Origin of the sequence: Pseudomonas sp. B22129 (genome assembly GCF_044218875.1) — a bacterium.
Lineage (GTDB): Bacteria > Pseudomonadota > Gammaproteobacteria > Pseudomonadales > Pseudomonadaceae > Aquipseudomonas.
In genome coordinates, this window is sequence record NZ_CP162592.1 from 3,403,787 (window position 1) to 3,429,575 (window position 25,789).

At 59.7% G+C, this 25,789-nt stretch carries 29 protein-coding genes; 7 read left to right on the forward strand and 22 right to left on the reverse strand.

The window, feature by feature from the left end; translation table 11 throughout:
* The first annotated feature begins 121 nt into the window (after positions 1–121).
* Positions 122–475: a hydroxyisourate hydrolase gene (uraH, locus tag AB4P94_RS15630; RefSeq protein WP_395611274.1), complete on the forward strand. Its 354-nt coding sequence runs from the start codon at positions 122–124 to the stop codon at positions 473–475.
* 148 nt (positions 476–623) lie between these two features.
* The gene (locus AB4P94_RS15635) at positions 624–5,864 is read left to right on the forward strand and encodes a dermonecrotic toxin domain-containing protein (protein WP_395611275.1); all 5,241 of its coding nucleotides are present in this window, start codon (positions 624–626) and stop codon (positions 5,862–5,864) included.
* Here the strand turns inward: AB4P94_RS15635 and AB4P94_RS15640 are convergent.
* The 3 genes from AB4P94_RS15640 to AB4P94_RS15650 form a co-directional block, all read right to left on the reverse strand.
* A complete protein-coding gene (locus AB4P94_RS15640) occupies positions 5,848–6,486 on the reverse strand; it encodes a LysE family translocator (protein WP_395611276.1) in 639 nt (212 codons plus the stop codon). The two genes, AB4P94_RS15635 and AB4P94_RS15640, sit on opposite strands and share 17 nt — an antisense overlap.
* A gap of 11 nt (positions 6,487–6,497) precedes the next feature.
* Positions 6,498–7,844: an NCS2 family permease gene (locus AB4P94_RS15645; RefSeq protein WP_395611277.1), complete on the reverse strand. Its 1,347-nt coding sequence runs from the start codon at positions 7,842–7,844 to the stop codon at positions 6,498–6,500.
* A gap of 187 nt (positions 7,845–8,031) precedes the next feature.
* Positions 8,032–8,466 carry a MarR family winged helix-turn-helix transcriptional regulator gene (locus AB4P94_RS15650; protein WP_395606315.1) on the reverse strand — a complete coding sequence of 145 codons (435 nt, stop codon included), beginning with the start codon at positions 8,464–8,466 and terminating at the stop codon, positions 8,032–8,034.
* Between the two features lie 81 nt (positions 8,467–8,547).
* Here AB4P94_RS15650 and AB4P94_RS15655 point away from each other — a divergent pair, with 81 nt between their 5' ends.
* The gene (locus AB4P94_RS15655; RefSeq protein WP_395606316.1) at positions 8,548–9,714 is read left to right on the forward strand and encodes a PLP-dependent aminotransferase family protein; all 1,167 of its coding nucleotides are present in this window, start codon (positions 8,548–8,550) and stop codon (positions 9,712–9,714) included.
* 10 nt (positions 9,715–9,724) lie between these two features.
* On the forward strand, positions 9,725–10,327 hold the full coding sequence (locus AB4P94_RS15660) for a glutathione S-transferase family protein (protein WP_395606317.1): 603 nt from the start codon (positions 9,725–9,727) through the stop codon (positions 10,325–10,327).
* Between the two features lie 133 nt (positions 10,328–10,460).
* Here the strand turns inward: AB4P94_RS15660 and AB4P94_RS15665 are convergent, their stop codons facing one another.
* Complete coding sequence (locus AB4P94_RS15665) at positions 10,461–11,357, reverse strand: LysR family transcriptional regulator (protein ID WP_395606318.1); 897 nt, start codon at positions 11,355–11,357, stop codon at positions 10,461–10,463.
* Between the two features lie 111 nt (positions 11,358–11,468).
* Between AB4P94_RS15665 and AB4P94_RS15670 the strand changes: the two genes are divergently transcribed.
* From AB4P94_RS15670 to AB4P94_RS15680, 3 genes are read left to right on the forward strand one after another with little or no spacing between them, the layout of a single operon-like run.
* Complete coding sequence (locus tag AB4P94_RS15670) at positions 11,469–12,761, forward strand: CitMHS family transporter (RefSeq protein WP_395606319.1); 1,293 nt, start codon at positions 11,469–11,471, stop codon at positions 12,759–12,761.
* A 1-nt stretch (position 12,762) separates the two neighbouring features.
* Positions 12,763–14,088 (forward strand): acyclic terpene utilization AtuA family protein, encoded by a 1,326-nt coding sequence (locus AB4P94_RS15675; RefSeq protein ID WP_395606320.1) that lies wholly within the window; start codon positions 12,763–12,765, stop codon positions 14,086–14,088.
* Positions 14,085–14,399 (forward strand): hypothetical protein, encoded by a 315-nt coding sequence (locus tag AB4P94_RS15680; protein ID WP_395606321.1) that lies wholly within the window; start codon positions 14,085–14,087, stop codon positions 14,397–14,399. The genes AB4P94_RS15675 and AB4P94_RS15680 overlap by 4 nt, the downstream gene beginning before the upstream one ends.
* A gap of 108 nt (positions 14,400–14,507) precedes the next feature.
* On the opposite strand, the gene AB4P94_RS15685 is transcribed toward AB4P94_RS15680, so the two are convergent.
* The 18 genes from AB4P94_RS15685 to AB4P94_RS15770 form a co-directional block, all read right to left on the reverse strand.
* Positions 14,508–14,879 (reverse strand): glutathione S-transferase N-terminal domain-containing protein, encoded by a 372-nt coding sequence (locus tag AB4P94_RS15685; RefSeq protein ID WP_395606322.1) that lies wholly within the window; start codon positions 14,877–14,879, stop codon positions 14,508–14,510.
* A 101-nt stretch (positions 14,880–14,980) separates the two neighbouring features.
* Positions 14,981–15,526 (reverse strand): GTP cyclohydrolase I FolE, encoded by a 546-nt coding sequence (gene folE, locus AB4P94_RS15690; RefSeq protein ID WP_010456659.1) that lies wholly within the window; start codon positions 15,524–15,526, stop codon positions 14,981–14,983.
* A gap of 22 nt (positions 15,527–15,548) precedes the next feature.
* Positions 15,549–16,694, reverse strand: a complete 1,146-nt coding sequence (locus AB4P94_RS15695; protein ID WP_395611340.1) for a tyrosine-type recombinase/integrase — start codon at positions 16,692–16,694, stop codon at positions 15,549–15,551.
* Positions 16,598–16,939: a hypothetical protein gene (locus AB4P94_RS15700; protein WP_395606323.1), complete on the reverse strand. Its 342-nt coding sequence runs from the start codon at positions 16,937–16,939 to the stop codon at positions 16,598–16,600. The genes AB4P94_RS15695 and AB4P94_RS15700 overlap by 97 nt, the downstream gene beginning before the upstream one ends.
* A gap of 2 nt (positions 16,940–16,941) precedes the next feature.
* Positions 16,942–17,163 carry a hypothetical protein gene (locus AB4P94_RS15705; protein ID WP_395606324.1) on the reverse strand — a complete coding sequence of 74 codons (222 nt, stop codon included), beginning with the start codon at positions 17,161–17,163 and terminating at the stop codon, positions 16,942–16,944.
* A 36-nt stretch (positions 17,164–17,199) separates the two neighbouring features.
* Positions 17,200–17,457, reverse strand: coding sequence for a hypothetical protein (locus AB4P94_RS15710; protein ID WP_395606325.1), 258 nt, complete (start codon positions 17,455–17,457; stop codon positions 17,200–17,202).
* Positions 17,458–17,587: 130 nt separating this feature from the next.
* Positions 17,588–18,958 carry a DNA-methyltransferase gene (locus AB4P94_RS15715; RefSeq protein ID WP_395606326.1) on the reverse strand — a complete coding sequence of 457 codons (1,371 nt, stop codon included), beginning with the start codon at positions 18,956–18,958 and terminating at the stop codon, positions 17,588–17,590.
* Between the two features lie 49 nt (positions 18,959–19,007).
* Entirely contained in the window at positions 19,008–19,637 is a 630-nt protein-coding gene (locus AB4P94_RS15720; RefSeq protein ID WP_395606327.1) for a hypothetical protein, read from the reverse strand.
* Between the two features lie 78 nt (positions 19,638–19,715).
* Entirely contained in the window at positions 19,716–20,456 is a 741-nt protein-coding gene (locus AB4P94_RS15725) for a hypothetical protein (protein WP_395606328.1), read from the reverse strand.
* Between the two features lie 10 nt (positions 20,457–20,466).
* Positions 20,467–21,024 (reverse strand): hypothetical protein, encoded by a 558-nt coding sequence (locus tag AB4P94_RS15730; RefSeq protein ID WP_395611341.1) that lies wholly within the window; start codon positions 21,022–21,024, stop codon positions 20,467–20,469.
* A 43-nt stretch (positions 21,025–21,067) separates the two neighbouring features.
* Positions 21,068–22,225 carry an RNA-directed DNA polymerase gene (locus AB4P94_RS15735; protein WP_395606329.1) on the reverse strand — a complete coding sequence of 386 codons (1,158 nt, stop codon included), beginning with the start codon at positions 22,223–22,225 and terminating at the stop codon, positions 21,068–21,070.
* A gap of 212 nt (positions 22,226–22,437) precedes the next feature.
* Positions 22,438–22,791, reverse strand: coding sequence for a four helix bundle protein (locus tag AB4P94_RS15740; protein WP_054917220.1), 354 nt, complete (start codon positions 22,789–22,791; stop codon positions 22,438–22,440).
* Positions 22,792–22,848: 57 nt separating this feature from the next.
* A complete protein-coding gene (locus tag AB4P94_RS15745; RefSeq protein ID WP_395606330.1) occupies positions 22,849–23,436 on the reverse strand; it encodes a DUF1566 domain-containing protein in 588 nt (195 codons plus the stop codon).
* A 119-nt stretch (positions 23,437–23,555) separates the two neighbouring features.
* Positions 23,556–24,032: a hypothetical protein gene (locus AB4P94_RS15750; RefSeq protein ID WP_395606331.1), complete on the reverse strand. Its 477-nt coding sequence runs from the start codon at positions 24,030–24,032 to the stop codon at positions 23,556–23,558.
* 57 nt (positions 24,033–24,089) lie between these two features.
* Positions 24,090–24,455 carry a hypothetical protein gene (locus AB4P94_RS15755; RefSeq protein ID WP_395606332.1) on the reverse strand — a complete coding sequence of 122 codons (366 nt, stop codon included), beginning with the start codon at positions 24,453–24,455 and terminating at the stop codon, positions 24,090–24,092.
* A gap of 81 nt (positions 24,456–24,536) precedes the next feature.
* On the reverse strand, positions 24,537–24,851 hold the full coding sequence (locus AB4P94_RS15760; protein WP_395606333.1) for a hypothetical protein: 315 nt from the start codon (positions 24,849–24,851) through the stop codon (positions 24,537–24,539).
* Positions 24,848–25,129 (reverse strand): hypothetical protein, encoded by a 282-nt coding sequence (locus tag AB4P94_RS15765; RefSeq protein WP_395606334.1) that lies wholly within the window; start codon positions 25,127–25,129, stop codon positions 24,848–24,850. The genes AB4P94_RS15760 and AB4P94_RS15765 overlap by 4 nt, the downstream gene beginning before the upstream one ends.
* Before the next feature lie 353 nt (positions 25,130–25,482).
* Complete coding sequence (locus AB4P94_RS15770; RefSeq protein WP_395606335.1) at positions 25,483–25,788, reverse strand: helix-turn-helix transcriptional regulator; 306 nt, start codon at positions 25,786–25,788, stop codon at positions 25,483–25,485.
* Position 25,789 lies beyond the last annotated feature (1 nt).

The following is a 25,789-nucleotide window of genomic DNA, read 5'->3' on the forward strand; positions in this document are numbered from 1 at the left end:
TGTGATTTTTATTGTGTACAATTTTTTTAAAAAGTGTCTTAATCAGCCATCGCCGGCTTTTTTGATGCCCTGAAAAAGTGCGGACTTCTTCTCTACTGACTTCGGGAGGCGCGTAGACGCCATGGGACGTTTGACCACACACGTTTTGGACGCCGCACACGGCTGCCCCGGCAGCGCCATCAAGGTTGAGCTGTACCGCGTTGAAGGCCTGCAGCTCGAGCTGGTTGCCAGCGCCGTGACCAACAGCGACGGGCGCTGCGACGCGCCATTGTTGCAAGGCGATGATTACCGCAGTGGTGTGTACCAAGTGCAATTCAGCGCCGGCGACTACTACCGCGCCCGTGGCGTGCAATTGCCGGAGCCTGCTTTTCTCGACGTGGTGGTACTGCGCTTCGGCATCAGTGACGAACAGGAGCATTACCATGTCCCGCTACTGATTTCGCCTTACAGCTACTCCACTTATCGCGGTAGCTGAGCGTCACCTCGCTTCACACCCCCAAAGCTCTTCGTTGGTTTTTTGCCCGCCCACACTGCGGGCTTTTTTTTGCCTGCGTTTAACTATCTAACATCCCTTGAATACCTGCTTTACCTAGGCTGGCTTTTTCCCACGAGAAGAAAAAGCCATGACCTCGACCCTCGAAACGCCCTTCGTTCCTGTCGACACCCACGATTTTGACGACGCCGTTAACGCTGAAGTGGCCGCCGAAGCCGCGTTGCGAGCGATTCGCGACCAGTTGAAATGGCGGATCAACACCTGTACTCATCCCAGTCGCCTGATTAATCGGCTCTGCGTTGCCGAGACGCGCTGCCGAGAAACGACGCAGACGCTGACGCATTTGATAGGGCGCTCGCCCAGGATCCTGAAAGTGGTTCGCGCGCAGTTGTACATGGCGTTCAATGAGGAGCCGGATAATGTGCTGTTTACCGTCCCCGCCCAGGACGGTGAGCCCGAGAAAGTCGATAGCCTGACAGATAGGGCATTTTTGTTGCTCTTCCAGCACCGGACGGATGCCAGTGTTCACGCGTCAACCACCCTGAGCCTCAAAGGAAAACCTGGCTATCGACTGATGTTCACGCCGTTGGAAGCCCTGCAGCGAGTGCGTGCGCTGAACCTCTTCGAGCGATTAGCCCTCGCGTCTACTCAATATTGGAATGACCTGACATACGGTTCCTGGCTGACGCGCCGGGAGCTCTGGGCAAGCTTGCATAAGGAACTCTTCGCTGACCGTGCCTGGATCGCGCGGCAACTGGATGAACTGTCGAGTACCGGAATGGCGTTGGTTCAGGCGGTAATTGATGCACCGAGCGCTGAGCTGCGCCAGTGCGCAGGGGGGGATTGGGCACAGGTTCGAGTGGGCGGGATAATGTGGCCGGGTACGCCTTCGATTGCAATTCCAGGTGCTTTGCATATCTATCGTGCGGGTGACCCCAGCGGAGCCCCCCATATCCTTTACCTGCCAGGCGTGGCCCGTAATTTCCATGAGTACGCTTCCTTCGTCGCGCTTCAGTGCGGCGTGCTGGAACTCGGCAAGTCGCGGTTTGACGAGCTCTGGCAATGCTTGCCGTTGAATCGTCGCCACGTGTTATGCCGCCCTGCGGACTTGTCGGCAGCGTCGAGCGTTATACGTGGCTTGGAGATTCAGGGAGACGCGTTGGCGCTGGAGACGCACGCGTTGCTGAGGCAGCAATGGGATAACGAATTGGCGTGTGCCGAGATGATTTATCACAAGCAGGTATTTGCCCAGGAGCGGCCGCGCCCGGTTGATGCGGCTGCTTTTCTAAAGTACGTGGAAGGCAACAGGAAACAACTGGTCGGTGGGGGGCGGCTGGGTGAAGTGCGTGACGAGTTGCTCAAATGGGACCACCAGCGACGCCAGGCAGAAATTATCTTTGCCAGCTCCGCCTCCGGCTTGGCCCTGCGCACGGTAGAGCAGCAAGTCGAGCGTTACGAAAAAGGCATCGTCGCCTTGCTGGATCCGGATGATCCAGGCGCTGAAACACCCGCGTATCAGGCGTTTGTCGCCTGGGTGAGTCAACTCAAGGTTTATGCCCAAACCTTGGCTACATTTTCGCAAGGGGCTCGGCAACGGTTGCTCGATGTTGATTTTTGGTCTGAGCGCCTCGGTGGGGCGGACACGCCCAGACGGGTGGTGTCGTTTATGCGCGCCCAGACCGAGGCATTGCGTTGCGAAGTGCAGTTGCAACACTCGCTTAAGCTGTTGAGCACGGCGCATCGGGACCTGATGATCGAAGTGCTGGATCAGCCGCTACCCGCGCGGCGTCCGAATAGTCAGACCCAGGTGCTCTCCATCGCCATCGGCAGCGAGTCGCAGGGGTTTTACTCGTTGCATAACGCTTGGGTGGTGACGACCGCAGCGGCGGTGAGGGTCCCGAAACGGCAATTGCCGGTGGTGCTCTACGTTTTCGGGGAGGAGGGCGGGTTGATCGCGTTGGCCGGTCTGGATGCGCTGACCCGAAGCGTCAATGCCAGTCTCGCCAGCCGGGACGACTCCGTGCTGTGGGGCGTTGTCGCGCGGGATAAACGTTATGGCCTGCGCGCGCATGCGGCGCGTCAAACCCTGGAGGTGCGCTATGTGCCCATTGATGGCAAGCCCACCTTGGTCTCCATCAAGAAACTGCTTGGCTCCTTTGATCGCTTGTACAAAAGCAATGATGACATCACGCGCATTTTCAGTGAGGTCAAGGATGCCGAGTTGAGCCGTGCACTGCTGCTGACTGAACTGGAACAACAACTGCAGGTTCCTGGTAACCACGCGCTGAACCGCGCGCAAACGAATATCGAACTGCTGCGCGAGGCTGCGCTTGAGGCGAAAAAACAACCTGCATGGTTAACAGGCTCAACGCCTGCCAAGCGTAAACATTTCAGGCGCTTGCAAAGGCGTTACATGAGCAACGCCTGGGCTTTTTTAGCCAGGGAAGAGCAGCGTCTGCCGGATTTGAATTCCTATGCCCGCCAGGCATTGACCGCTCGTTTGCATCAGGAGGGAATCTCTCTGGGGATAGAAATAGACGAGCCCTTTATGGCGATGTCAGGCGATATTCACGGCACGTATTGTGATCATGAAGAGGCCTGCCTCCTGAAAGACCCGCAGAAGATATTGCCCCCGTCCTCTTCGTGCCGGGCCTTTAGCCTGCTGGAACTGGCGTTGCAAAACCTCGATCCGTTGGCACCCTGGACGCAATACAAACTAAACCGTGCCTGCCCTTTGCGATGGACGTGGCCAAGCAGCCTTTCGACGGGCCATCTGAGGCAGATGATGTCTTCGCTGGATATCGGCGGCCGATACGACGCGTTGATAAAAAGCACTTTTTATCCCCCGGCCAATCCCGACCACTCGCTCAGCGAAGGACGTATTCCCGAGTTATTGAATCGCGTGTTGCACACGGGCGCTGAATATCATCTGTTTTGCGCAGTGCAAAGGGGGCTGTCAGCGAACGCGCAAAGTGTGTTCAGCACCGCAATGGCCGCACGAACGCCGCAGGACTTGTTCAAGCACAAGCATGAGTTACAGCTGCACGTGGTTCATTTGGTGGGGCATACGATGCAGCATGATCGCTATGTCACAGGGATAGTGGTGGTGCAAGACAAGCGCTCGCAGCTTTGCGTGGTTTATTGGCCCCAGGCGCCGCACGCGTTGGTGCTCACTGAGTACGCCGGCCTTGAAAGCGCGAGGGTTGCGTTGAACCGTCTTGGCGCATTGCCCGGTAACGCCAAGACGCTGGCACGGCAGATCGCGCCTGGCTGGGCCTTTCAGGCCGGGCTCACTTCTTTTCTTGAAGCAAATGCCGTCAGCATTTTTGATGTGGTCCTTGATACCGCCTTTGTAAAAGGGGTTTGGCGGTTGTCCCGCGCGTTGCACGTGAAGCATCAGGAACCATCACTGTCGCTTGATGAGACAGAGGAGCAGGTGCTCGAGCAGATTGCCAGTGATCCTCAGGATTGGCTCGCGATCGTCGCCAGCTCCAACTGCGATGTCCAGGCCTTGCTGTACCGTGCTCATGTGCATAAGTTGCAGCGCCAGGCACAGGCGGCCAGTTACTCCAACAAGGCGCTGGAAGAATACCGAATCCGCCGTCTTCGCGACGAGAGCATCGCCAAAACACGGATGGTATTAAGTAGCTTTGTTCCCATAATCGGAATGTTCAGCGACATCTATGAGATGTACTTGGCGGCGCGACGTTATCAACGCACTGGCGATTCCCGTGATAAAGACGTGCTGGCCAATACGATAAAATTTTTCATGGTGGGCCTGGTAATGACCTTTATCCCCGGCCCCCAGAGAGCGGGGCGCGCGGCTACCGCTGTGCGCTCGGCCATGCCGCCGGCTTTGCGCCGGTTGCGTCGCTGGCGTGTGGAGCCGAGCAGCGCTCCGGCCCCGGCACCTTCTGTGAGGGAGCTTCCGGGCCTGGAGCGCTTTAAAGTCAAATCGGTGCCAGAGGGGGCTGTTGCGTTAAAGGGGCCGGGGCAAGAGGGCGTCTACGTCAAGAATGGCGAACTGTTTGTGGCAGATGGCACTCATCACTACCCGGCTTACCGGCGCGCGAACGAGCCTTTGTTGCGCGTGAGAAACCAACAGGCGCCTGGGCAGGACGAACTGATCATCAATATCCACGAGTCCAGAGAGTGGTTGCTTGGCGCAGACGCGCCGCAACCGGCAGCCGGAACGAGTTCGGGCGTGCTTGACCCGTGGACCGCCCCGGTATCACCCGCGCCGGATTGGTGGCCGCCCATTGTGCGCAGTGCGACGGAAAACAGGATCCTTCAGTCCACCACGCCCGCCCTCCATTGGCTCGATTGGCGTATGCAAATTCCGATCAGTCCGCAATTGAGTTCCCCTGCACCTGGCATCTTTCATGTTCCTGTAGATGCCCATGGATTTTCCTATAACGCTTTACGGGTAGCGCCCATACATACGAGCTTGACCGACCCCACCAGCGGCTTTTACAGGTTGCTGCCGCAGGGTAATCAAGCGCCCCTGCACCGTATCGTGTTTATTACGAAGAATGAGCAACTGGTCTCTTTGGCTCGCGTCGACATTGAGCGATGGACAAGTACGGATTTCCTGGAGCAACCCCTTGCGGCGTCTCGCACACCGTCGGGTGGTTGGCAGCTCCATGCGCCGCTGTTCGAAAAGCCGCTGACGGACTATGTGGCAGAGGCGTTTCCAGCCATGACCAGTAAAAGTCGCGAATTTACCGTCGCGAGAATGATTGAGTTGGCAGGTCCCAGCCGCCCTGCAACGGCGACCCATATGCTCAATATCCGCGCGACGCTGGATGATTGGCTACCGCCATTGCCCGCAAAGCCTGGGCGGACGGACGATATATTGAAGATGTTGCGGCCAACTGAAAGAGGGAAAGCGAGCACATTCATCAGTTATCAAGGCGCAGCCCCGGGCTTTACTCGGGTTGACTTCACGCCGCCGTTCTCGTTGGACCGTTCACTCCAGCACGGGGGCAAAAGGTTGGCGGCGCAACGCAATATCGCGCAGCGTAAAGCCGTCAGGAGAGTGCTGGAGGAGCAAGGATTTACGGTTCGGGAGTTCGAAGTCGTTCGCGGCGGTAGAGCCACCCAAGAAGCCATTGCCAATCATATCAATTCCCCCAACAGGCTTTACTACGTGTCTTACCACTGGTTTGAACAGGGTCACGTTTTTTTAGGCGCGAGGTTGACGGATAATTGGTTCGTTGCGCGATCCCATCGTTACATCAACAGGGCGTTGTCGGCCGAAGTGAGCCTCGCACTGCGTGAGCAACGGTTGGTGCGAATTCTGGCAGGCATTCAATGGCCTGTTCAGGGGCGTGTCTCTGCAACCGTTTACTTTACTAAATTGACACCTTGATCTTGAGCAACGAGGCGATGCCCGCCCCGCTGAACAATGCGGCACTGACGCGATTGAACCAGCTCTGCCCCTTTCCGCTGCGCAAATAGCGCGCAGCGCCGTGAGCACTCAGGCCGTAGGCCAGCTTGCAGAGCAGGTCGAGTACGGTCCACGTTGCAATCATCACCAGCAACTGCGGCAAAAATGCCTGCTGGCTATCGAGAAATTGCGGCAGGAAGGCTGCAAAAAACAGGATGTCCTTGGGGTTGCTGGCGCCCAGTACAAACGCACGGCCAAACAACGCGCGAAAGCGGGGCGTGGTTGCAACCTGCGGGACTTCGGCGCCATGAGCGGGCTGCCGCGATTGCTGCCAGCTTTGCCACGCGAGGTAGAACAGGTACGCGGCGCCGACAATTTTCAAGGCGCTGAACAACTGCTCGGACGCCAGCAGCAGTGCGCCCAACCCAAGGGCTGAGGCGCTGAGCAGGCAAATCGAGGCAAACACCCCACCCAGAAACGCTGGATACGACCGGCGCAAGCCATAATTGAGGCTGTTGCTGATCATCAACAGTGACAGCGGCCCGGGGATCAAGATCACCACCAATGCCGCGCCGCTGAACAGTAGCCAGGTTTCCAGGTTCATTCGTTACTCCTTTATAGAAATATGAATTTGGCGATAAAGATCGCGCACAACACCCACAGGCTCACGGAGATTTCACGGTACTTGCCGGTGCCGGCCTTGAGCGCCACATAGGTGATGAAGCCCAGGGCGATCCCGTCGGCGACCGAGAAGGTCAGTGGCATCATGATCGCGGTAACAATCGCCGGAATGCTGTCGGTGGCTTCATCCCAATTGATATGGGCCATGCTCGCCATCATCAGCATCGCGACATAAATCAACGCACCCGCCGTGGCATATGCCGGGATCATGCCTGCCAGTGGTGCAAAGAACATCGCCGCCACAAACAGGATGCCAACGGTCACCGCGGTGAGCCCGGTGCGCCCGCCGGCAGCCACGCCCGCAGCACTCTCCACGTAGCTGGTCACCGGCGGCACACCCACCATGGCGCCAAACACGCTGGAAGCACTGTCAGCCTTCAAGGCGCGGGACAGGTTATCGATCTTGCCATCGGCGTTCACCAGCCCGGCCCGTTGCGCGACGCCCATCAGTGTACCTGCGGTGTCGAACATGTGTACAAAAAGAAAGGCAAATACCACGCTGATCATGCTGACATTGAATACACCCTTCACGTCCATGGCCATCCAGGTCGGTGCCAGGCTTGGAGGGGTGGAGAGAATGCCGTTGTAATGCACCAGGCCCAGGCCCCAACCGGCAAGAGTCACGGCGATGATGCTGATCAGGATCGCGCCGAACACGCGGTGGTAGCTGAGGATGGCGATCAGCAGAAAGCACACGGCTGCCAGCAATGGCGCGGGTTCATGCAGGGAACCGAGTTTGATCAACGTCGCCGGGCTGTCGACGATGATGCCAGCGGTTTTCAAGCCGATCACCCCGAGGAACAAGCCCACGCCCGCGCCCATGGCATGGCGCAGGCTTACCGGGATGCTGTTGAGCAACCACTCGCGCACCCGCGACAGGGTCAGGCCCATGAACAGCACGCCGGAAATAAACACTGCACCCAGCGCGGTTTCCCAGTGGTAGCCCATAGTGCCGACCACGGTGTAAGTGAAGAAGGCGTTTAAGCCCATGCCCGGCGCCAGGCCAACTGGCCAATTGGCGTAAAGGCCCATCAGCAGGCAGCCGAGTGCTGCCGCTATGCAGGTGGCAACGAACGCGGCGCCGTGATCGATGCCGGCGTCGGCCATGATGTTCGGGTTGACGAAGATGATGTAGGCCATGGTGATGAAGGTTGTGAGGCCGGCGATCAGCTCGGTCTTCACTGTGGTGCCATGCAAACTGAGTTTGAACAGGCGTTCCAGCCAACTGTTGTTGGGCCGGGCTATTTCGAGCGTAGAGGCTTCGGATTTGCGGCTTTCCACAGCGAGTACTCCTCAAGAGTTTTATTGTTATTTCCAGCGCCGGTCACAAACGTGGGCAACAGCGCTTTGAGGGATTGGCGGGTTTTGTTGACCAATAGGTCAGGAACTCGCACGCAGTGGATTATGCTTTTGTATACAAATAAAGCAAATAATGTTTTCGATTGTGTGGGCGAAAGGAGATAAAAGGCTAGTTCACAGCACTCAGTGCCTGATTCACTGCCAGCCATCCCGCCACGGCTTCCTCCCCGGCATCTGCGAAGGCGCGCTGCAACAATTTCACCTGCTCACGGCGCAGCGACTGCTCGAAGCGCAAGCCTTCTTCGCTCAGCTCCAGCAAGCGTTTGCGCTTGTCGGTTTCGGACGCGACGCTGTTGACCAAATGCATTTCCTGCAATTGGCGCAACGGCATGTTCAGCGCCTGCTTGCTCACGCCGAGCAATTCCAGCAGTTCTTTCACGCTAAGCGCGGGGTAGCGTGCAATGAAAAACACGATGCGCTGATGCACACGGCTCAAGCCCCGGCGCTCAAGCATCTCATCGGCCTTGGCGGTGAACGCCTGATAGCCGAAGAAGAACGCTTCCATGGCTTCTTGTTGGTGAGTCGGATTTTTAAGGTCAAGCATATTGACGTATCCACTGAAGTCGTCGTAATTTCGGTCAACCAGTTTGACGTATTTCCCACAGGCTTCGCTACCGGTGACCTTATGGCCTTCTCCGAACGTGTTACGCGCCTCAAAAGCTCCCTGATCCGTGAAATCCTCGCGGCGGCCCAGCGCCCCGAGGTGATGTCGTTTGCCGGTGGCCTGCCCGCCGAGGCCATGCTGCCAGCGCTGAACTGGGATGATATGCCGCTGAACATCGGCCAGTACGGCATGAGCGAAGGCGAACCGCAGCTGCGTGAATTGCTCGCCGCCGAGGCGCGCGCCCTGGGTGTGCCGTGTCAGGCCAGCCAGGTGCTGGTGGTCAGCGGCTCCCAGCAAACCCTGGACCTGGCCGCCAAGCTGTACATCGACAAAGGCACGCAGATTTTTCTGGAAGGCCCGACTTACCTGGCTGCGCTACAGATTTTCCAGCTGTTCGGCGCCGATTGCCTCACCGTGCAACTGGAGGCCGACGGCCCGAACCTGGCCGCGCTGCGTGCCAGCCTTGAACGCCATCATCCCGCGTTCATCTACCTGATTCCGACCTTCCAGAACCCGTCGGCCGTGCGCTACAGCGAGGCCAAGCGCGCAGCCGTCGCCGCCTTGCTCGACGAGTTCGGCGTGACCCTGATCGAAGACGAGCCCTACCGCGAGCTGACGTTTGACGGCGGCAGTGCGCAGCCCATTGCCGGGCGCCTGAAAAAAGCCAGTTGGATCTACACCGGCACGGTGTCCAAGACCCTGCTGCCGGGCCTGCGCGTCGGTTACCTGATTGCCAGTCCTGACCTGTTTCCTCATCTGTTGAAGCTCAAGCAATCGGCTGACCTGCACACCAATCGCGTCGGCCAGTGGCAGGCGATGCAGTGGATCGGCACTGACACCTATCAACACCACCTGGTGCAACTGCGCAGTTTTTACCGTGAGCGCCGCGATGCATTCCAGGCAGCCCTGCAGCGCCATTTTGCCGATTTGGCCGACTGGCAAACGCCCCAGGGCGGATTATTCTTCTGGCTGACCTTGAAACAGCCGCTCGACACCCGCACCTTGTTGGCGCAAGCGCTGGATCAAAACGTCGCGTTCATGCCGGGGGAACCGTTCTTTTCCGAGCCGGACCGTAATCTTGGTTCGTTGCGGCTCAATTTCAGCCATATCGACCCGGCCCGCCTGGACGAAGGTCTCAAGCGCCTGGCCGCGGTGGTCCGTCAAGCACAGCACGCGAGAGCGGCATAAGGGGAGCCTCATGTACAAGGTTTATGGCGATTACAAGTCGGGCAACTGCTACAAGGTCAAATTGATGCTCAACCTGTTGGGCATCCCGTATCAATGGATCGACGTTGATATCCTCAACGGCGACACCCAGACCGCAGAATTCCTGGCCAAGAACCCCAATGGCAAGATTCCGGTATTGGAGCTGGAAGACGGCACCTGCCTGTGGGAGTCCAACGCGATCCTCAACTTCCTCGCCGATGGCAGCGAGTTCCTGCCGACCGAGCCGCGCCTGCGCACCCAAGTGCTGCAATGGCAGTTCTTCGAGCAATACAGCCACGAGCCTTATATTGCGGTGGCGCGGTTCATCCAGTTCTACCTGAACATGCCGCAGGACCGCCTGGAGGAATACAAGACTTGCCACAAGCGCGGCTACAAAGCGTTGAAGGTGATGGAGAAACAGCTGCAAGCCACGCCGTACCTGGTGGGTGAGCAGTATTCGATTGCCGATATTGCCTTGTATGCCTACACGCACGTGGCCCATGAAGGCGGCTTTGACCTGGCGCCATACCCGGCCGTGCAGGCGTGGCTGGCGCGGGTGGCCAGCCATCCGAAGCACATCTCGATGCTGGGTTAAACGCAACTCCGACTCTGTGTGCGGGCTTATGTGGGAGCTGGCTTGCCTGCGATGGCTTCACCTCGGTGTATCAGTTACACCGTGGTGAGGCTATCGCAGGCAAGCCAGCTCCCACACAAAGCGGCTCCCACATTTAGCTCGGGGTTGTGTCAGAGAGTTCTTCGCCCAGCAGGTCGAAGCAGCGCTGTGCCGCCGGGCTCAGGCCCATCCCGCTACGACTGATCAATCCAATCTCCCGATTGACGCCCGGATGGTCGATCGCGATCCGCACCAACCCCTCCAAACTGTCCGCTGCCGACTCCGGCAGCACACTGATGCCCAACCCCTGGCGCACCAACGCCAGCACCGTCGACATGTAGTTCGCCTCCATGCCCGCGTTCATCGTCAATCGCGTCTCATCAAACAACGCATCCACCTGCTCACGCACGCTGCTGTCGCGCCCGGTGAGGATGATCGGCTGGTCTGCCAGCTGTTCCAGGGTCAACTGGCGATGGCGGGTGAGGGGGTGGTTCAGCGGCACAAATGCGCACAGTCGGTCGTTCAACACCGGCACAAATTCCAGCCCGTGGCTGAGCCGCGCACGCACGCCGATGCCGAAATCCACTTCACCGGAACGCACCTGAGCATGAATGCGATGGGCCACCAGGTCGTGCAGGCGGACTTCGATACCGGCAAAACGCTCGCGAAACAAGCGCAAGGCCGGGGGCAGCGCGCCGGCGCACACCGAGGGCAGGGCCGCGATAGTGACCACACCCCGGCGCAGGGCGGCGAGGTCACGGGAGCCGGTGACGATGTTGTCCAGGTCCAGCAGCAGTTTTTCCATCGGGCCGCGAGCGTCCTGGCCGGCGGCGGTGATGTTCACGTGGCGCGGGCTGCGGTCAAGCAGGGCGACCCCGAGCCAGTCTTCGAGTTGTTGCACCTGCACGGTGAGTGCAGAGGGTGAGAGGTGCAGTTCGTTGGCGGCTTTGGTAAAGCTGCCGGTGCGGGCGACCGCGAGGAACGCCTGAATGTGCTGGATACTGTTCTTCATTTTGTTTTTCCGAACATGATCGGCTGAATATTCCAATTTACAAAGATTACCTCGCTTCCAATACTCCAGGGAAAACAATAACCGGCCACAAAGGCCGCTCTGGAGTAACCCATGCTCGCTACCCTGGGTGTCATCACCATCCTGTGCCTGCTCGCTGCCGTCATGAGCAAACGCCTGTCGCCGCTGGTGGCCCTGATCGCCTTGCCGATCATCGCCGCACTGCTCGGCGGATTCGGCCTGCAGACCAGCGCCTTTATCATCACCGGTATCAAAAACGTCGCCCCCGTGGTGGGCATGTTTGTGTTCGCGATCCTGTTTTTCGGGATCATGACCGATGCCGGCATGCTTGACCCCATCATTGATCGCATCCTGCGCACGGTGGGGACGCGTCCTACGCGCATTGTCGTCGGTACCGCGACCCTGGCGTTGCTGGTGCACCTGGACGGTTCCGGCGCGGTGACCTTTCTGGTGACGGTGCCGGCAATGCTGCCGCTCTATACGCGGCTCGGCATCGACAATCGCATCCTCGCCTGCGTCTGCGCCATGGCGGCCGGGGTCAACTTCCTGCCGTGGACCGGCCCGGTGCTGCGCTCGTCAGCGGCGTTGCATGTACCCGTGGCGGATCTGTTCCAGCCGCTGATACCGGTGCAGATCGTCGGCCTGGCCTTTGTATTTGCCTGCGCCTGGTGGCTGGGCCGTCGCGAAGAAAAACGCCTGGGCCTCGGTGCCGGTTCAACCGTGGACGCGGTGCCGCAACGGGTACTCAGCGATGACGACATCAAGCTGCGCCGCCCACGGTTGTTCTGGGTCAACCTGATACTCACCGTGTTGGTGATGGTGGTGATGATTGCCGGCTGGGTCGACCCGGTGGTGATGTTCATGCTCGGCACCGTGGTGGCGCTGTGCATCAACTACCCGAACGTCGACGCCCAGCGTGCACGCATCGACGCCCATGCCAAAACCGCCCTGACCATGGCCAGCATCCTGCTCGCCGCTGGCGTGTTCACCGGCATCATGCAAGGCACCGGCATGCTCAAGGCCATGGCCGAAGTGGCGGTGGCGCAGATTCCGGCCGGTCACGGCAAGCTGATTCCGGCGGTGGTGGGCTTTATTTCCATGCCCCTGAGCCTGCTGTTTGACCCCGATTCCTATTATTTCGGCGTGATGCCCGTGATTGCCGAGGTCGGCAAAGCCCTGGGCGTCGACCCCCTGCAAGTGGCCCAGGCCTCGCTGTTGGGCGTGCACACCACCGGCTTCCCGGTCAGCCCGCTGACCCCCGCGACCTTCCTGTTGGTGGGCTTGTGCAAGGTCGAACTGGCCGACCACCAGCGCTTCACCATCCCTTTTCTGTTTGCCGCGTCGGTGTTGATGACCCTGACGGCGTTGCTCCTGGGAGTGTTTTGAGATGAAAACCTTGCGTATCGGCTCCGGCGCCGGCTATTCCGGTGACCGCATTGAACCTGCCGTGGAATTGGCCGAGCAGGGCGACGTGGATTATCTGGTGTTCGAATGCCTGGCTGAACGCACCATCGCCCTGGCACAACAGGCGCGTATCGGTGATCCACAGGGCGGATATGACCCTCTGCTGAGCGAGCGCATGCGCCGTGTGTTGCCATTTGTGGGTGAACGTGAAGGCCGCCGCCGTTTGCGGGTGATCACCAATATGGGCGCGGCCAACCCGCTGTCAGCAGCCATTGAGGTGCGTCGCGTAGCCGATGACCTGGGCCTGAGCCTCAAGGTCGTGGCGGTGGTGGGCGATGATGTCCTGAAGGTTTTGCAGCCCGAACAGGTGCTTGATAACGGTCAAACCGTGGGCTCTTTGGGTGAGCGGCTGATTTCCGCGAATGCCTACATGGGCGTTGAAGGGATTATTGAGGCCCTGCGCGCCGATGCCGATGTGGTCATCACCGGGCGCGTGGCGGACCCGTCGCTGTTCCTGGCGCCGCAGATGTTTGAGTTCGGCTGGGCGGCGAATGATTGGCTGCGGCTGGGGCGCGGCACGCTGGTCGGGCATTTGCTGGAGTGCGCGGGGCAGGTCAGTGGCGGCTATTTCGCCGATCCGGGTTTCAAGGATGTGGATGACCTGGCCCGCCTCGGTTTCCCCTTGGCCGAAATCAATGCCGACGGTGAGGCGCTGATCACCAAGGTCATCGGTTCGGGTGGGCGGGTCAGCCGCGCCACCTGCACCGAGCAGTTGATTTATGAAGTGCACGACCCGTCGGCGTACCTCACCCCGGATGTGACGGCAGACTTTTCCCAAGTGGGGTTTGTGGAGGAGGGCGTTGATCGCGTGCGGGCTCAGGGCGCCAACGGCAGTGCAAGGCCGGAACAATTGAAAGTCAGCGTCGGTTATCTGGACGGTTGGATCGGCGAGGGGCAAATTTCTTACGGCGGCCCTGGCGCTGTCGCACGGGCGCAGCTGGCGCGGGACGTCGTCCTCAAGCGCCTTGAATTGATGGGCGTGAAGATGCAGGAAGTTCGCGCCGAATTGATCGGCATGGATTCTCTGCACGGCACACGGGGCAGTGCCGAGCCCTGGGAAGTGCGCTTGCGCGTGGCCGCCCGTTGCGAAGAACGCAGTGAAGCCGTGCGGGTCGGCAATGAAGTGGAAACCCTCTACACCAACGGCCCGTCGGGCGGCGGCGGTGCGAGTAAAAGCGTGCGGCAGGTGGTGGCGGTGGCGTCGTTGCTGTTGCCGCGTGGCGCGGTCAACCCGAGGATCGAAGCATGAAACTGCACACGCTGGCCCATTCCCGCACCGGGGATAAGGGCGACACGTCGAACATTTCAATCATTGCCTATCGCACCGAGGATTATCCGTTGCTCTGCGAGCAGCTCACGGCTGAGCGTGTGGCCGAGTTTTTTGCAGGTTTGCGTGAGCCGGGCGCAGCGCCAGTGCGACGGTATGAATTGCCCAACGTGCAGGCCCTGAACTTCGTGTTGCCCGGCATCCTGCGCGGTGGCGTGACCCGTTCACTGGCGCTGGACGCCCATGGCAAGTGCCTGGGTTCAGCACTATTGGATTTTGAAATACAAAACTGAATGTGGGAGCTGGCTTGCCTGCGATAGCGGTGGGTCAGTTTGCATTTCTGCTACTGGTACACCGCCATCGCAGGCAAGCCAGCTCCCACAGAGGTTCACCCGAGTCTGTCAGACCGCCGCAAACCGCTTGTCCAGGTAATCAATAATCACCTTGGAGTCATACATCCAGGTGGTCTGGCCATTCTCTTCAATGCGCAGGCACGGCACCTTGATCTTGCCGCCTTGCTCCAGCAGGGTCTGGCGGTCCTGCGCGTTGTTCTTCGCGTCCTTGAGCGCCACCGGCACATTCAGGCGGTGCAGGGTGCGGCGGGTCTTCACGCAGAACGGGCAGGCGTGGAACTGATACAGGGTCAATTCCTTGGCCGCCGCATTCACCTGAGCTTGCTGCTCGGCAGGGCGCTGCTTTTTGCGCGGGCGGGTCAGGAAGTCGCCCGCGATGATGACGTGGCCGAGGCCCACTCGAAGTGCTTTGACGAACATGCTGAAACCTCTTGCCCGATACAGAAGGGGTCGCAGCTTACCTGAATTTTGCAGGCGAAAAAAAACCGGCGATGAACGCCGGTCTTTTCTTACATGGCCCGTTACTTGATCAGGCTGAGGAACTCGCTGCGGGTGGCCGCGTTTTCGCGGAACTCACCGAGCATCACCGAGGTGATCATCGACGAGTTCTGTTTTTCCACACCGCGCATCATCATGCACATGTGCTTGGCCTCAATGACCACCGCCACGCCCAGGGCGCCAGTCACTTGCTGGACCGCGTCGGCGATCTGGCGGCTGAGGTTTTCCTGGATCTGCAGGCGGCGCGCGTACATATCAACGATACGCGCGACCTTGGACAAGCCCAGCACTTTGCCGCTCGGGATGTACGCGACGTGAGCCTTGCCGATGAACGGCAGCAAGTGGTGTTCGCACAACGAGTACAACTCGATGTCCTTGACCAGCACCATTTCGCTGTTGTCAGAGCTGAACAAGGCACCGTTGGTGACTTCTTCCAGCGTCTGTTCATAACCGCGGCAGAGGTACTGCATCGCCTTGGCGGCACGCTTTGGCGTGTCGAGCAGGCCCTCGCGGGAAACGTCCTCGCCGAGCTGGCCGAGGATCGCGGTGTAATTCTGTTCCAATGTCACAGAGCGTTATTCCGTATAGGTTCTAGAGGGGTACGGTTTCAGTCTGTACCAATTTTGTACCAATCAGGCTTTGCTCAAGCTTCCCGACCTCGCTCCAGTCTTCACTGGAGTTGATCCATCGGGCGTAAGTCGTCAGCAGCATTTGCACGCTGTGACCGAGCTGATTAGCGATGAACCCAAGGTTCATGCCTGCCATTAAGCACATGGTAGCGTAAGTGTGGCGGCAGTTGTATTGCCGTCTGGCCCTGATCTTCAAAGCGACCAGCGCCGACTTGAAGTGCTTATCGGTCACGCTGGCCTGTTGAATGAACTCGAAGTTCTTGGTAGGCGGGAAGACGTACGGCGATTCTTTATGCTGGCGCCGGCTCTGTTTCGACCTAAGGTCGGCCACCTCCCTGGCCAATTCAATGGCATTTAATGCCCTGCTATTCAGCATGACTCGCCGCGCTTCGCGGGTTTTCGTGCGCTCCTCGATCTTGTAGTCAGCCACGATTCTGCACACGTTGGCGACGCGCCCCCCAGTATCCACCTCTTCCCAGCGCAACGCCGCTATCTCCCCAGGCCGCATGCCGGTGTAAAACGCGAACTCAAAATAGGCCGCGTAAATCCGCATTGAACCGGTCAGCACCTCGTACAGGTGCCCGATTATCAAATCCGCCTCTGCTACCGTGAAAGGGTCAACAGGTTTCTTTGCCTTCACTGGCAGCTCAATCGACCCCACCGGGTTCCTGGTGATCAGTTCGTCGTTAACTGCGCATTCGAACATCGTGTGCAGCCGTTGGATCGCCGATCGCTTTACCGTCGATGACTTCCATGGCGTTTCGCCTGCAATTTTCCGGATGATCGCCGAACTGATTTGATCAATCGGCAGCAGCGCCAAGTGAGGCATCCAGTAAAGGTTGAGGGATATCCGGTAGTTTTTGCGGGTTCCTCCTACAATCTCCCGGCTGTCGAGCCAGGTCTGTGCGTATTCACCGAACAACGGTGTTGCGGAGTAGGTGGAGTAGGTGGAGTTCGGGAAAAGTTCGGCGTAACGCTTGTCGTCCATCACGCCGTGCTTGATCAAGCTGGTTACTGTAGCGCGAAGATCTGCGGCCGCTTTAACGCCTTTTGGCGTTTGGGGATAGGCGAGGGTCTCGCAGCGCCGGAACTTCCAGGTGAAGCGAATGCGGACTGATTGACCTGCAAATTCAACTCCGGCGGGCAATCCCAAAGGCTTTCTAGCCATGCCTCATATCTCCTGATGCTGTAGTAAATCTGACCATCAATTTCGTTCCACACCCCTTTCGGGATGATATTGCGCTGGCGCTTACCCTGAAGGGCGCGCCGGGTTGTACCAACCATTTCGGCGAAGTTCTTCTCCGCCACTTTATCGGACAGATATTCGACCGGTATTTGCTCTGCTGCAGCCATGTCTACCTCCCGGCGCCCGCCGTGGGCCGCGCTTTCTTGATGATGTGAATGGCAATGCCGAAGCTGACCAGCAGCCAAGCGCAGGTGCCGGCGAAGGCGTAGAGGATGTCGGATGTCTCGCCGTCCATGAGCAGCACCGGGCCGAGCCAGAAGAACCAGCAGACCGTAGCTGACACGTACAGCAAGACGCCCAGCATCAGCAGGGTGAGTTTTATTGCGAACATAGGGTGTCCTTGCCGCGCTGGGCGGCAGAAGGTGGGTTAGGGTTTGTCGATCTTGTTCCAGCCGCCCTGGCGATGGGTTTCGTGGTAGGTGTCGATATCGCGGTCCCGTCCGTGGCTCATGCGGCAGATCTTGCAGGTGCGGGAGTATCCAAAGTCGCCGTACTTAACGGCCTCGAACCTGGTCCAGCGATGGCCGAACGGCTTGCAGATCAGCGTGCGCGCCGTCACCACGATGGCGTTCCAGAGTTTCGGGTGCTTGGAGTGCAGGTCGTTGTGGATGTGGTTCAGCCGCATCCCCATACGCCAACGCAGTGGCCGGGTTTTGTCGCCCTTGCGGAGCGGTTCAGTGATGAGTTTTCCGATTTGTCTGAGCACAGGAATACCTCGCCCGCCGCTCACCGGCAGGCATGTAGGGGGATTGGGGTTAGGCTGTTGCGAACAGATCGAGCTGTTCGGATTCGACCTTCTGCTCTTGCTGCCGGAGTACTTCGAAATCGATGCGGGCCCGGGCGATCGCCGCGTACTGCTCGTCAATCTCGCAGCCGATAAACTCGAAGCCCTCGCGCATTGCTGCTTTGCCGGTGCTGCCGCTGCCCATGAACGGATCCAACACCACGCCGCCGGCCGGGGTGACCAGGCGGCACAGGTAGGCCATCAGGTCGGTCGGCTTCACGGTCGGGTGGTTATTGCCCTTGGTGTCCGTCGTCTCGACCTTGCGCAGGGTGGTGCCCTGCTTGAACTGGGGCCCTGGGTTGACCATGCCTTCGTGCCGATCGGTGCGGCTGGTCTTTGCACAATAGAAGAATCGGGCAGCGCTGCCAGTATCCAGCCGGCGATCGCCTGGCTTCATCTGAAAACCAACGATACCGTTGTTCTCGCTGTCTGCACTTGCCTCCGTAGCCCTCCCGCGCTTCATCGTGCCGTAGCAGTTTTGTCCGGCTCGCTTTGTGTCGCTTGTGCTGGCGGCGGCGAGCTGACCAGGTGCGTCAGGGAACATGGCCAGCACGGCGTCACTTCCATCGTGTATCAGATTTGCTGGCCATCTGCCCAAACAGCTGGCCTTGTCGACGTTGGCGGTGACTTTTTCCCCATGGGCAACTACGTGTTCTGGGTCATGCATCCAGGGTCTCACCCAGCCTTCCGGCTTAGATACTTTCCCGCTCTCATCCCCGCCGCCGAGGCGCTCGCCCGTAGGGTCAACACGGCAAGCATCAATGTTTATGGCGCCGGTACCGTGTTCGGCAACGTTCAATGCGACCGTTCCAGGGAATGGCTTGCGCGCCATGCAGATTGGTTCGTGCGCTGGCTTCAGTGCAGTTCCCCAGCCAGCGCGATCGCCCTTTAGGTTGTGCGACTTCGGGAATCCTGAGCCAAACACCCACATGATCTGGTCGCGGATCTCAAACCCGGCCATTTCAATGCCAACTGCCATGTGGTGGTAAGTGCGCGCAGCGGCGAACGACAGCAGGTGCCCGCCGGGCTTGAGTACTCGTAGGCATTCGGTTGCCCACTCTAGAGTGAAGGCCTGGAAGGCGCGCATGCCTTCGGGCGTCAGGTCGTATTTGCCGGCCTCGGCAGCTACTGACCTGTGGCCACCATTCGGACCGCAGGCCGAAGCATGTGAAGGCATGCTGGCCCGGTAAGCGGCTCGAGCCTCGATGTCTTGGCCATCCCAGCTCTTGCCCATGAAGCGAATACCGTAGGGCGGATCGGTTACCACGCTATCGATACTGTTGTCTGGCAGCGTCCGCATCGACTCAATGCAGTCGCCGATCAAAACGCGATGCTGTTTCATGGCCTCGGCCCCTTGTAGATGAACACGTAGGCGAACCAGAGGGTGGGGATCATGGCGTCACCCGCTTGAACTCGACCACCCAGACCCACGTGTTGGCGTCCCAGTCGCCGCCGACAGAGTTCCAGAGCAGTTCGAACGATTTGCGAGGATCAGCGCTGTACGTCTCGATCCCCTCGACGTGCCACCAATCACCGAGTTCGGCATGATCGGTGTAGAGCCGCACGCCCTCGGCCTTGGCCTGCTCTTCGCTTATGTCCTGCAACCGCTCGACGCGCACATCGGTGATCTCCAGCAGGATGCGGCTGACCCAGCGAGGCGTGTGAATGCTGGGCTTCCATGTCGGCTGGTCCTGCTCATAGGGGTTGCGGCCGTCAGCGGCGTACACCAGGTCTCCGTCCTCTCGGGCCTGATCAAGGTCCTGCATGTCAGCAGGTTGCAGGTACGGCCCTTTCTGGACCTCGGAGTGATTGCAGTACCAGGTCTCGCGCACCCACAGGTGGTCGCCGGGCTTGCCGTAGGTGCAGTTGGCTGGAATTGGAACCAGCTCGCCGGTGGCTGAGGTCTCCCACATACCATGCGGCAGCTTGAGCACCCTGCGCGTGACCGTCTTCCGACCTTCCAAGATGGCGCGCACCATCGGCGCTGAAAAGAGTATTGGCCGTTCCTTTATTTCAGGCATGCCGGGTTCCTTGCCGCTATAGCGGCTGACTTTGAAGGGGAGGGGTTACAGGTTTTGCGAAGGAGTACGGATGTACTCCTATGCGGCAGGGGCAGCCGCTTTCATTTCCGCAATCGCGTTCTCACGCCAGTTTTCCGGGTCTTTCAGGTAGTGGCCGAGCATCCAGTAAATCGTGACGGCCTGTTCGTCCTCGGCCTTCCTGGCGATATCATGCCCCATCAGGCGTAGCGCCTGGGCGGTGTGAATGCACTGGAAGCACATCTGCCCGAGGATCCATCGAAGTTCGGGGGTCAACTCCGGAGCCACCGCTACCGGCGCGGGCTGCTCGGCAGCAGGAATCAGTTTTGGGCCATCAAGCATTGGGAGCCATCCAATCGGCATCCCTTTACCTTCCGTAAAGTGGTCATGAGACCAGCACCATCCGGCAAACCGCCATACGTCTTCCTCGTCGTTGTCGAGGTTGTTAGCACCGATGGTTGTGGCCTGCTCCGCGTCCTCTGTCGAGTGTTCTTCAAACTCAACAAGCAGCCGGACCATCGTCCCGTCAGTCGGCGCGGTCGCCATGTCTAGCCATCCTGGGTCGTGGTCCTCTTGTGCCCCGCACACGGTGCAAACAAGAAGGTGCTCACCATCATCCGTCCATTCATGTGCGCACGCCACCGCCTCGCCCTGGTGCTGCAGCTTCAAGCTTTCGACCTGCTCGTCGCGCTGGTTAAGCAGTTTTTGCAGGGCGTCACGCTCGCGGATCGCCTGAGCGTGTTTACCGCGCCAGTGCAGGACGGCGTCCAGCTCTTCAACTGTTTGAATTATCTTGCTCATGCTCAGAACCTCAATTGTCTGTGCCGGTGTAGGTGCGCCATGGCACCTTCACTCCGTTGACCAGAAAGCCCCAGTCACCACGCCACTTGCTGGTGATGAAGAGGGTGTAGACGCCGCCTGGTGATATCTGGTCGATGCGGTGGTACTCGCCGTGGTTGAGGCGAGCGGTGTCGCCGGAGTGACGGTCGATGTATTCGGTAGCCTGGGCGCCGGTCGGCACGTTCAGGCCAGACAGCACCGGGTCATCGTGGTCGAGCAAGCGTTGTTCCGTGTACCAGCCGCGCAGGATGATGGTGCGGGCGTTCCACGGGTGGTCGTGCAGATCCCGGTCTTCGTCGGGCCGCATGATATGGTGGATGCGGAACGACCACGGGCACCACCACAGCGCTGGCTTGTGCGTTTCGCGGGAGTAGGGGTTGAACAGCCACCAGCGGCCCATGTACATCTCGGCGCCGTCGGCGGACATGATGTGCAGGTACGGGGTGCGCTTGGCGCGGGCGATGAGCCAGGCGGTAATAGCCGGGCGCGCGAGCAGCTTGGCGACAAGGCGCCAGAACAGGTTGATCACGGGGAGTCCTTGCCGGGCCATGCCCGGGCGGTGGAGTGGGGAGTTATTTCTTCTGGTAGGTCTTGGTCAGCTCAGCGTTGACGCTGTTGCCGCGCTTCAGCACAACACGGGCGAGGGCGGCCCGGTCCGTATGGCTGTGGCTGGCCTGACTGAGCAGGCCGAAGTAGCTGTTGGCCGTCTCGCGGAGATCCTCGGCCGGCGCCGCGGCGGTGCGCTTCAGTGCCTGGGCCAGTGATCGTTTGCGGGTGGTTCGCCGCCAGGGCTTGATGACGTGGCCCACGAAGTCGACACCTCGATCCACTGGCTGCAGGATCGTCTTGGTGGGGTTCAGCCTAGCGCCGAGCCTGGGCAGGAACGCCTCTACCTGGGCAAGCCACTGGTTGAGCTGTTGCGGCGACTCATGAAGGAACACGAAGTCATCGACGTACCGGATGTAGTGCTTGGCGCGCAGCGTGTGCTTTGCGAACTGGTCCAGGGCGTCGAGATAGACGTTGGCGAAGAACTGCGATGACAGGTTGCCGATCGGCAGACCAAGGTGGGCAGGCTGTGCAACCAGGCGCTTGTGCTGCGGCACCCGATTAAACAGCTGGGCCGGGCTGCGAGTCTCGTAATCCTCGCGCGGGTCGTGCATGAGGATCTGCGTGGCCAGGCCCAGCCACCAAGGCTCCTTGATCCTGGCCTCCAGTTGCTTGCGTAGCACCGCCTTGTCGATGGCGACGAAGAAATTGGCCAGGTCGCACTTCAGGTAGAAGATCGGCTTCGACCAGTTCTCGCTGGCGCTCCTGATCTTCGACTCAAGGCGCTTGGCGGCGTACAGCGTGCCGCGCCCTGGAATGCATGCGCAACTGTCCGCTATGAAGCTGGCGTAGAAGCGCGGTGCCACATGGTTGTACATGAGGTGGTGGACGACGCGGTCCCGAAAGGCAGCAGCCCACACCTCGCGGGCTTTCGGTCGGGTGACCACGAAACAAATGGATCGGCCTGGCCGGTAGGTGCCGGCAATCAGGTCGTCGTACAGATCCAGCAAGTTGATCTCCATGTCCTTCTCGAACAGCCGGGCACTTGCGGAGTTCCGCTTGTTGCGTCGGCAGTCGTAGTAAGCCTGGACGAGATCCTCGAACTGGAAGTGGGCAACACTTAAATCTGCGGACAGGGCGCGCGAGCCGCTCGTTGTTCTTGTCGTTGTTGTTGAGCCAGCCATCTTCAAAGTCCATGTTGTAGGCGTTGTTGGCGGAGCGCTGCGACCTGTCGAGCTATCTACATCGCCAAACCGAAGGCAGTGCCGATCAGCTTGGAAACTGCGCTAGACCTACGCGGACGCTTTAGACCGGCGGTATCTGTTGTGCGCATGGCGGTGACCCAGAGGTCAGCGGCTCGACCAGATTTGGCGCACAGGCAAGAGGGCCTTGACCCTCAAGCAGCGGGCGCGGTTGCGGACTTCTTCCAGGCATTTGCCTGTCGGCCTACGGAGGCCGTCATCTTCATTGCTTTGGCGTGCTGCCCTTTGCTGATCAACCCTCGATTGGTGAGGGCGCGCAGCAGGTAGTTCAGCATCCAAATGCTTTCCAGCAGCAGGTTGATCTGTGGAAGCTTGTCCCGAGTCATGTTTGCCCGGCCGATCAGCACCAGGACCTGCAAGCACTCGTCCCGGATCTTTGCCCCGACAACCTGCTTCAGGTCGCGCGGGATGTTCCGCACCAGATCAAGCGAAAGGCCGAGCAACTCCTCGGCGACTTTGTGGATTTCCAAATCCGTGTGCAGCGCCATCCCTGGCCTCCTGAAAAGCGAGGGTGCTATCGCACCCATGAATGAAGAATTGAATGATCAAATAAACTTCCTGCGGACAGGGCGCGCGAGCCGCTCGTAGTTCTTGCCGGTGAGGTTGAGCCAGCCACCTTCAAAGTCCACGAGGTAGGCGGTGTAGGCGGAGCGCTGCGTGCTCGTCCAGTGATAGGCCTTGGCGAACAGGTCAGGCACGGTGATTTCGAGGAAGGTCGCCTCACGGCGCGCCATCAGGTAGAAGTCCTTGTGCCCTTCGCGCTCAAAGGCGGCGCAGAACTGAGCCGCAGGGTGCGAGGTGTCGACGCTCACAAGGTCAGCAGTGTTTGCCTGTCCATCCCATGGGCTGTTGGCGCCGTTCAGCTCATCGCCGTAACCGCCCCACTCATGTGCTGCCTCGGCATCGCTGCCGGTTGGAACGATCAGGTAGTAGGGCTTGTCACCGCCGGGGAATAGACCGCCGTTGATGCCGCCTTCGCCGGGCCAGTACTCGCCGACAGCGGGGATGCCGCTTGCCGCAATAGCCGGCGCTGCGGCGATTGCCAGGGTTGCCAGTTTCAGCACCACCCCTTCGTCCGGGCTGCTGATAGTCAGATCGCCACGGGTATACGTGGTCAGTTCATTGGCGCGCATGAGATGCTCCTGTGAGCGAGATAAGTTGCAGGTAGCCGGCGCTTCCCGACGAGCTTCTGGTCTGAGCGCCGTCCTGGCGCTCCCGGGAATCACCTGCGAAAAACTATTGAAGGAATGAATTACTGAATAGGGAGGCTGCGGACAGGGCGCGCGAGCCGCTCGTGGAGCTTGGCGTCGCTGGTGAGCCAGCCATCTACAAAGTCCATGAAGTAGGCGAGGCCGGCGGAGCGCTGCGTACTCAGCCAGTGGAAGCGCTCTTCGTTCAGCACCACCAGGCCATCGGCCTTGGCCGCCATCAGCAGCTGGACCTCAAGGCAGGACGGGATGAAGCCATCCAGCTCCAGGGCCTTCACGGCGATCACGCTGCCAGCCTCGGCCATCGCCCGGGTGTTGGCTTCGCCGTCGCTGTAGCTGTCGGCGCCTTTGATCTCAACGCCATACTCACCCCAGGGCCCGACGAGTTCATCGGGCAGCAGGATCAGGGCGCGCTCTACGCCGTTGAGCCAGTAGCGGGTGACGAATACGCCGCCGGCCAGAGGTTGGCCTCGCTCAGGGAGTTCGGCGGCGAGTACTGTTTGCTGTGCTTGCTTGGTCATGGGTTTGCTCCGGGTAAGCGCCGCCCTCCGGTTACCGGATGCAGCGAGTAGGGTGGGTTATGCGGGTCTTTCGATTTCGTCGTCAGGCTCTGGCGGGTCGTCTGCGAGCGACTTCATGCCTGCGGCCCGGATAAGCTGCGACACCTTTTCGGTAACTAAAAAAGGTGCCGTGACACACTTGAGCATCTTCGCCGCTGTTTCGAAGTCGGCGGCGATCACGTTGCGCAGTAGGTTCTGATGCACTTCCTGCTGGTTGTTGAAGCCGTGCTGTTTCATCAGGCGCTTGAGATCGGCCTTGAACACTCCGGCGACCTCAACCGTAAACTTCTCGACGCCCAATGCTGCGTCCTTCGCCGCCGCCTTCTCGCGCTTGCGGCGTTGTTTCAAGGCTTCCGCCGTCGGCTGCTGTTCTTCCTCGGCCATGGCCTACCTCTTCGATTCCACTTGCTGGCAGCGCCAGGCATGCCGGTCGGCGCCGCGCGGCGGTTATCTTGCTGATTCGCCTCATGGGGTTTCAGCGAACTTGAAGCCGTTCTCTCTGGCAATGAGCCGGGCGCGCTTGTGGTCGATGCCGAGCGCAGCGGCTGCCTTGTTGATCGACATGCCGCTCTCGGCCCGTTGCTTGAGCCCTGGTGCCAGCCTGTCGCGTTCGGCGCGCAACTTGCTGCTGTGCCCGCCGCCATAGGTGCCGTCCTTCACGCCGCTTACGCCTTGGGCGACTTCCTGCACGCGGCGCCCGGCGCCGAAGAAGGCGTCCAGCTGCTGGTTCAAGGTGTCGATTATCGAGTCGCGCGGGTTGGGCATTGGCTCACCGATCATTGGGCACCGCCCGAGATCGTCACCTTCACGCCATCGGCGCGAGATTCCAGCGCCTGGGCCAGGTTGCTGGCTTCCTTCCAGTTCCAGCGGAAGCCCTTCACCTTGCCGGTGGAGCGCTCAACGATGTGGTAAGCGTTGCCAACGTTCTTGATCTGAAAGCGGATCTTCTGCACTGGCTGCTCCTTGCCGATCAGGGCGTAGAACTCGGCGGTGGCAATGCGGGAACGCAAGTGAAGGGCCGCAACCCCGTCAACGCGCTGTTGAATTGATGCGTGCATGGCGAATACCTCAGTGGGTTGCGTTTATTCGTCAGCAACCTGACCGCCTGCTGTTTGCCGTTGGGCGCAGGGGAGGGTGCTGACGGATAAAGGCGAGGCGTAAAAAAGCCCGATCGGAACCGGGCTTTTCGTTCTGTCACAAACGCCTCCGTACGTGACAAGCCGGCAGAGCCCTTTGGGGCTATGCAGGTATCTGTGCTTTTACATGGCTGCCAATCCTCCGTTGTTCGCTCACTGGGTTGGCAGTGGCCACCGTTCTTTGAGGGTGTTGCATGCAGGTGGGCGGTTATAGGCCGCTATTTCGTCCGCATCCCAAAGCCCACTCAACGAATGGGCAGAGGTGATGCTTTCGTTTAAGCGATAAAGACACCATCGTTCGATTCCCCTGCTGGATCTTGAGGATTCGGGCTTTCAGGCAGTCCAACGATGATCTCGCGGCGCATCGCCTCGGCCACCAGCGCCGTTTGGCGAGTCACGCCGAGCTTGAACATCGCACTGGCAAGCCTCTTTGCAACGGTGCAAGCGGCTACGTTGAATTGCTTGGCGATCTCCTTTGCCGTCATGCCCTGGGCGGCACCCATTACGTACTGCAGCTCACGTGGAGCCAGGCCCTTACCGAGATGGCCTTTCCATAAACCGCTCACAATTTTCGAGTTCACT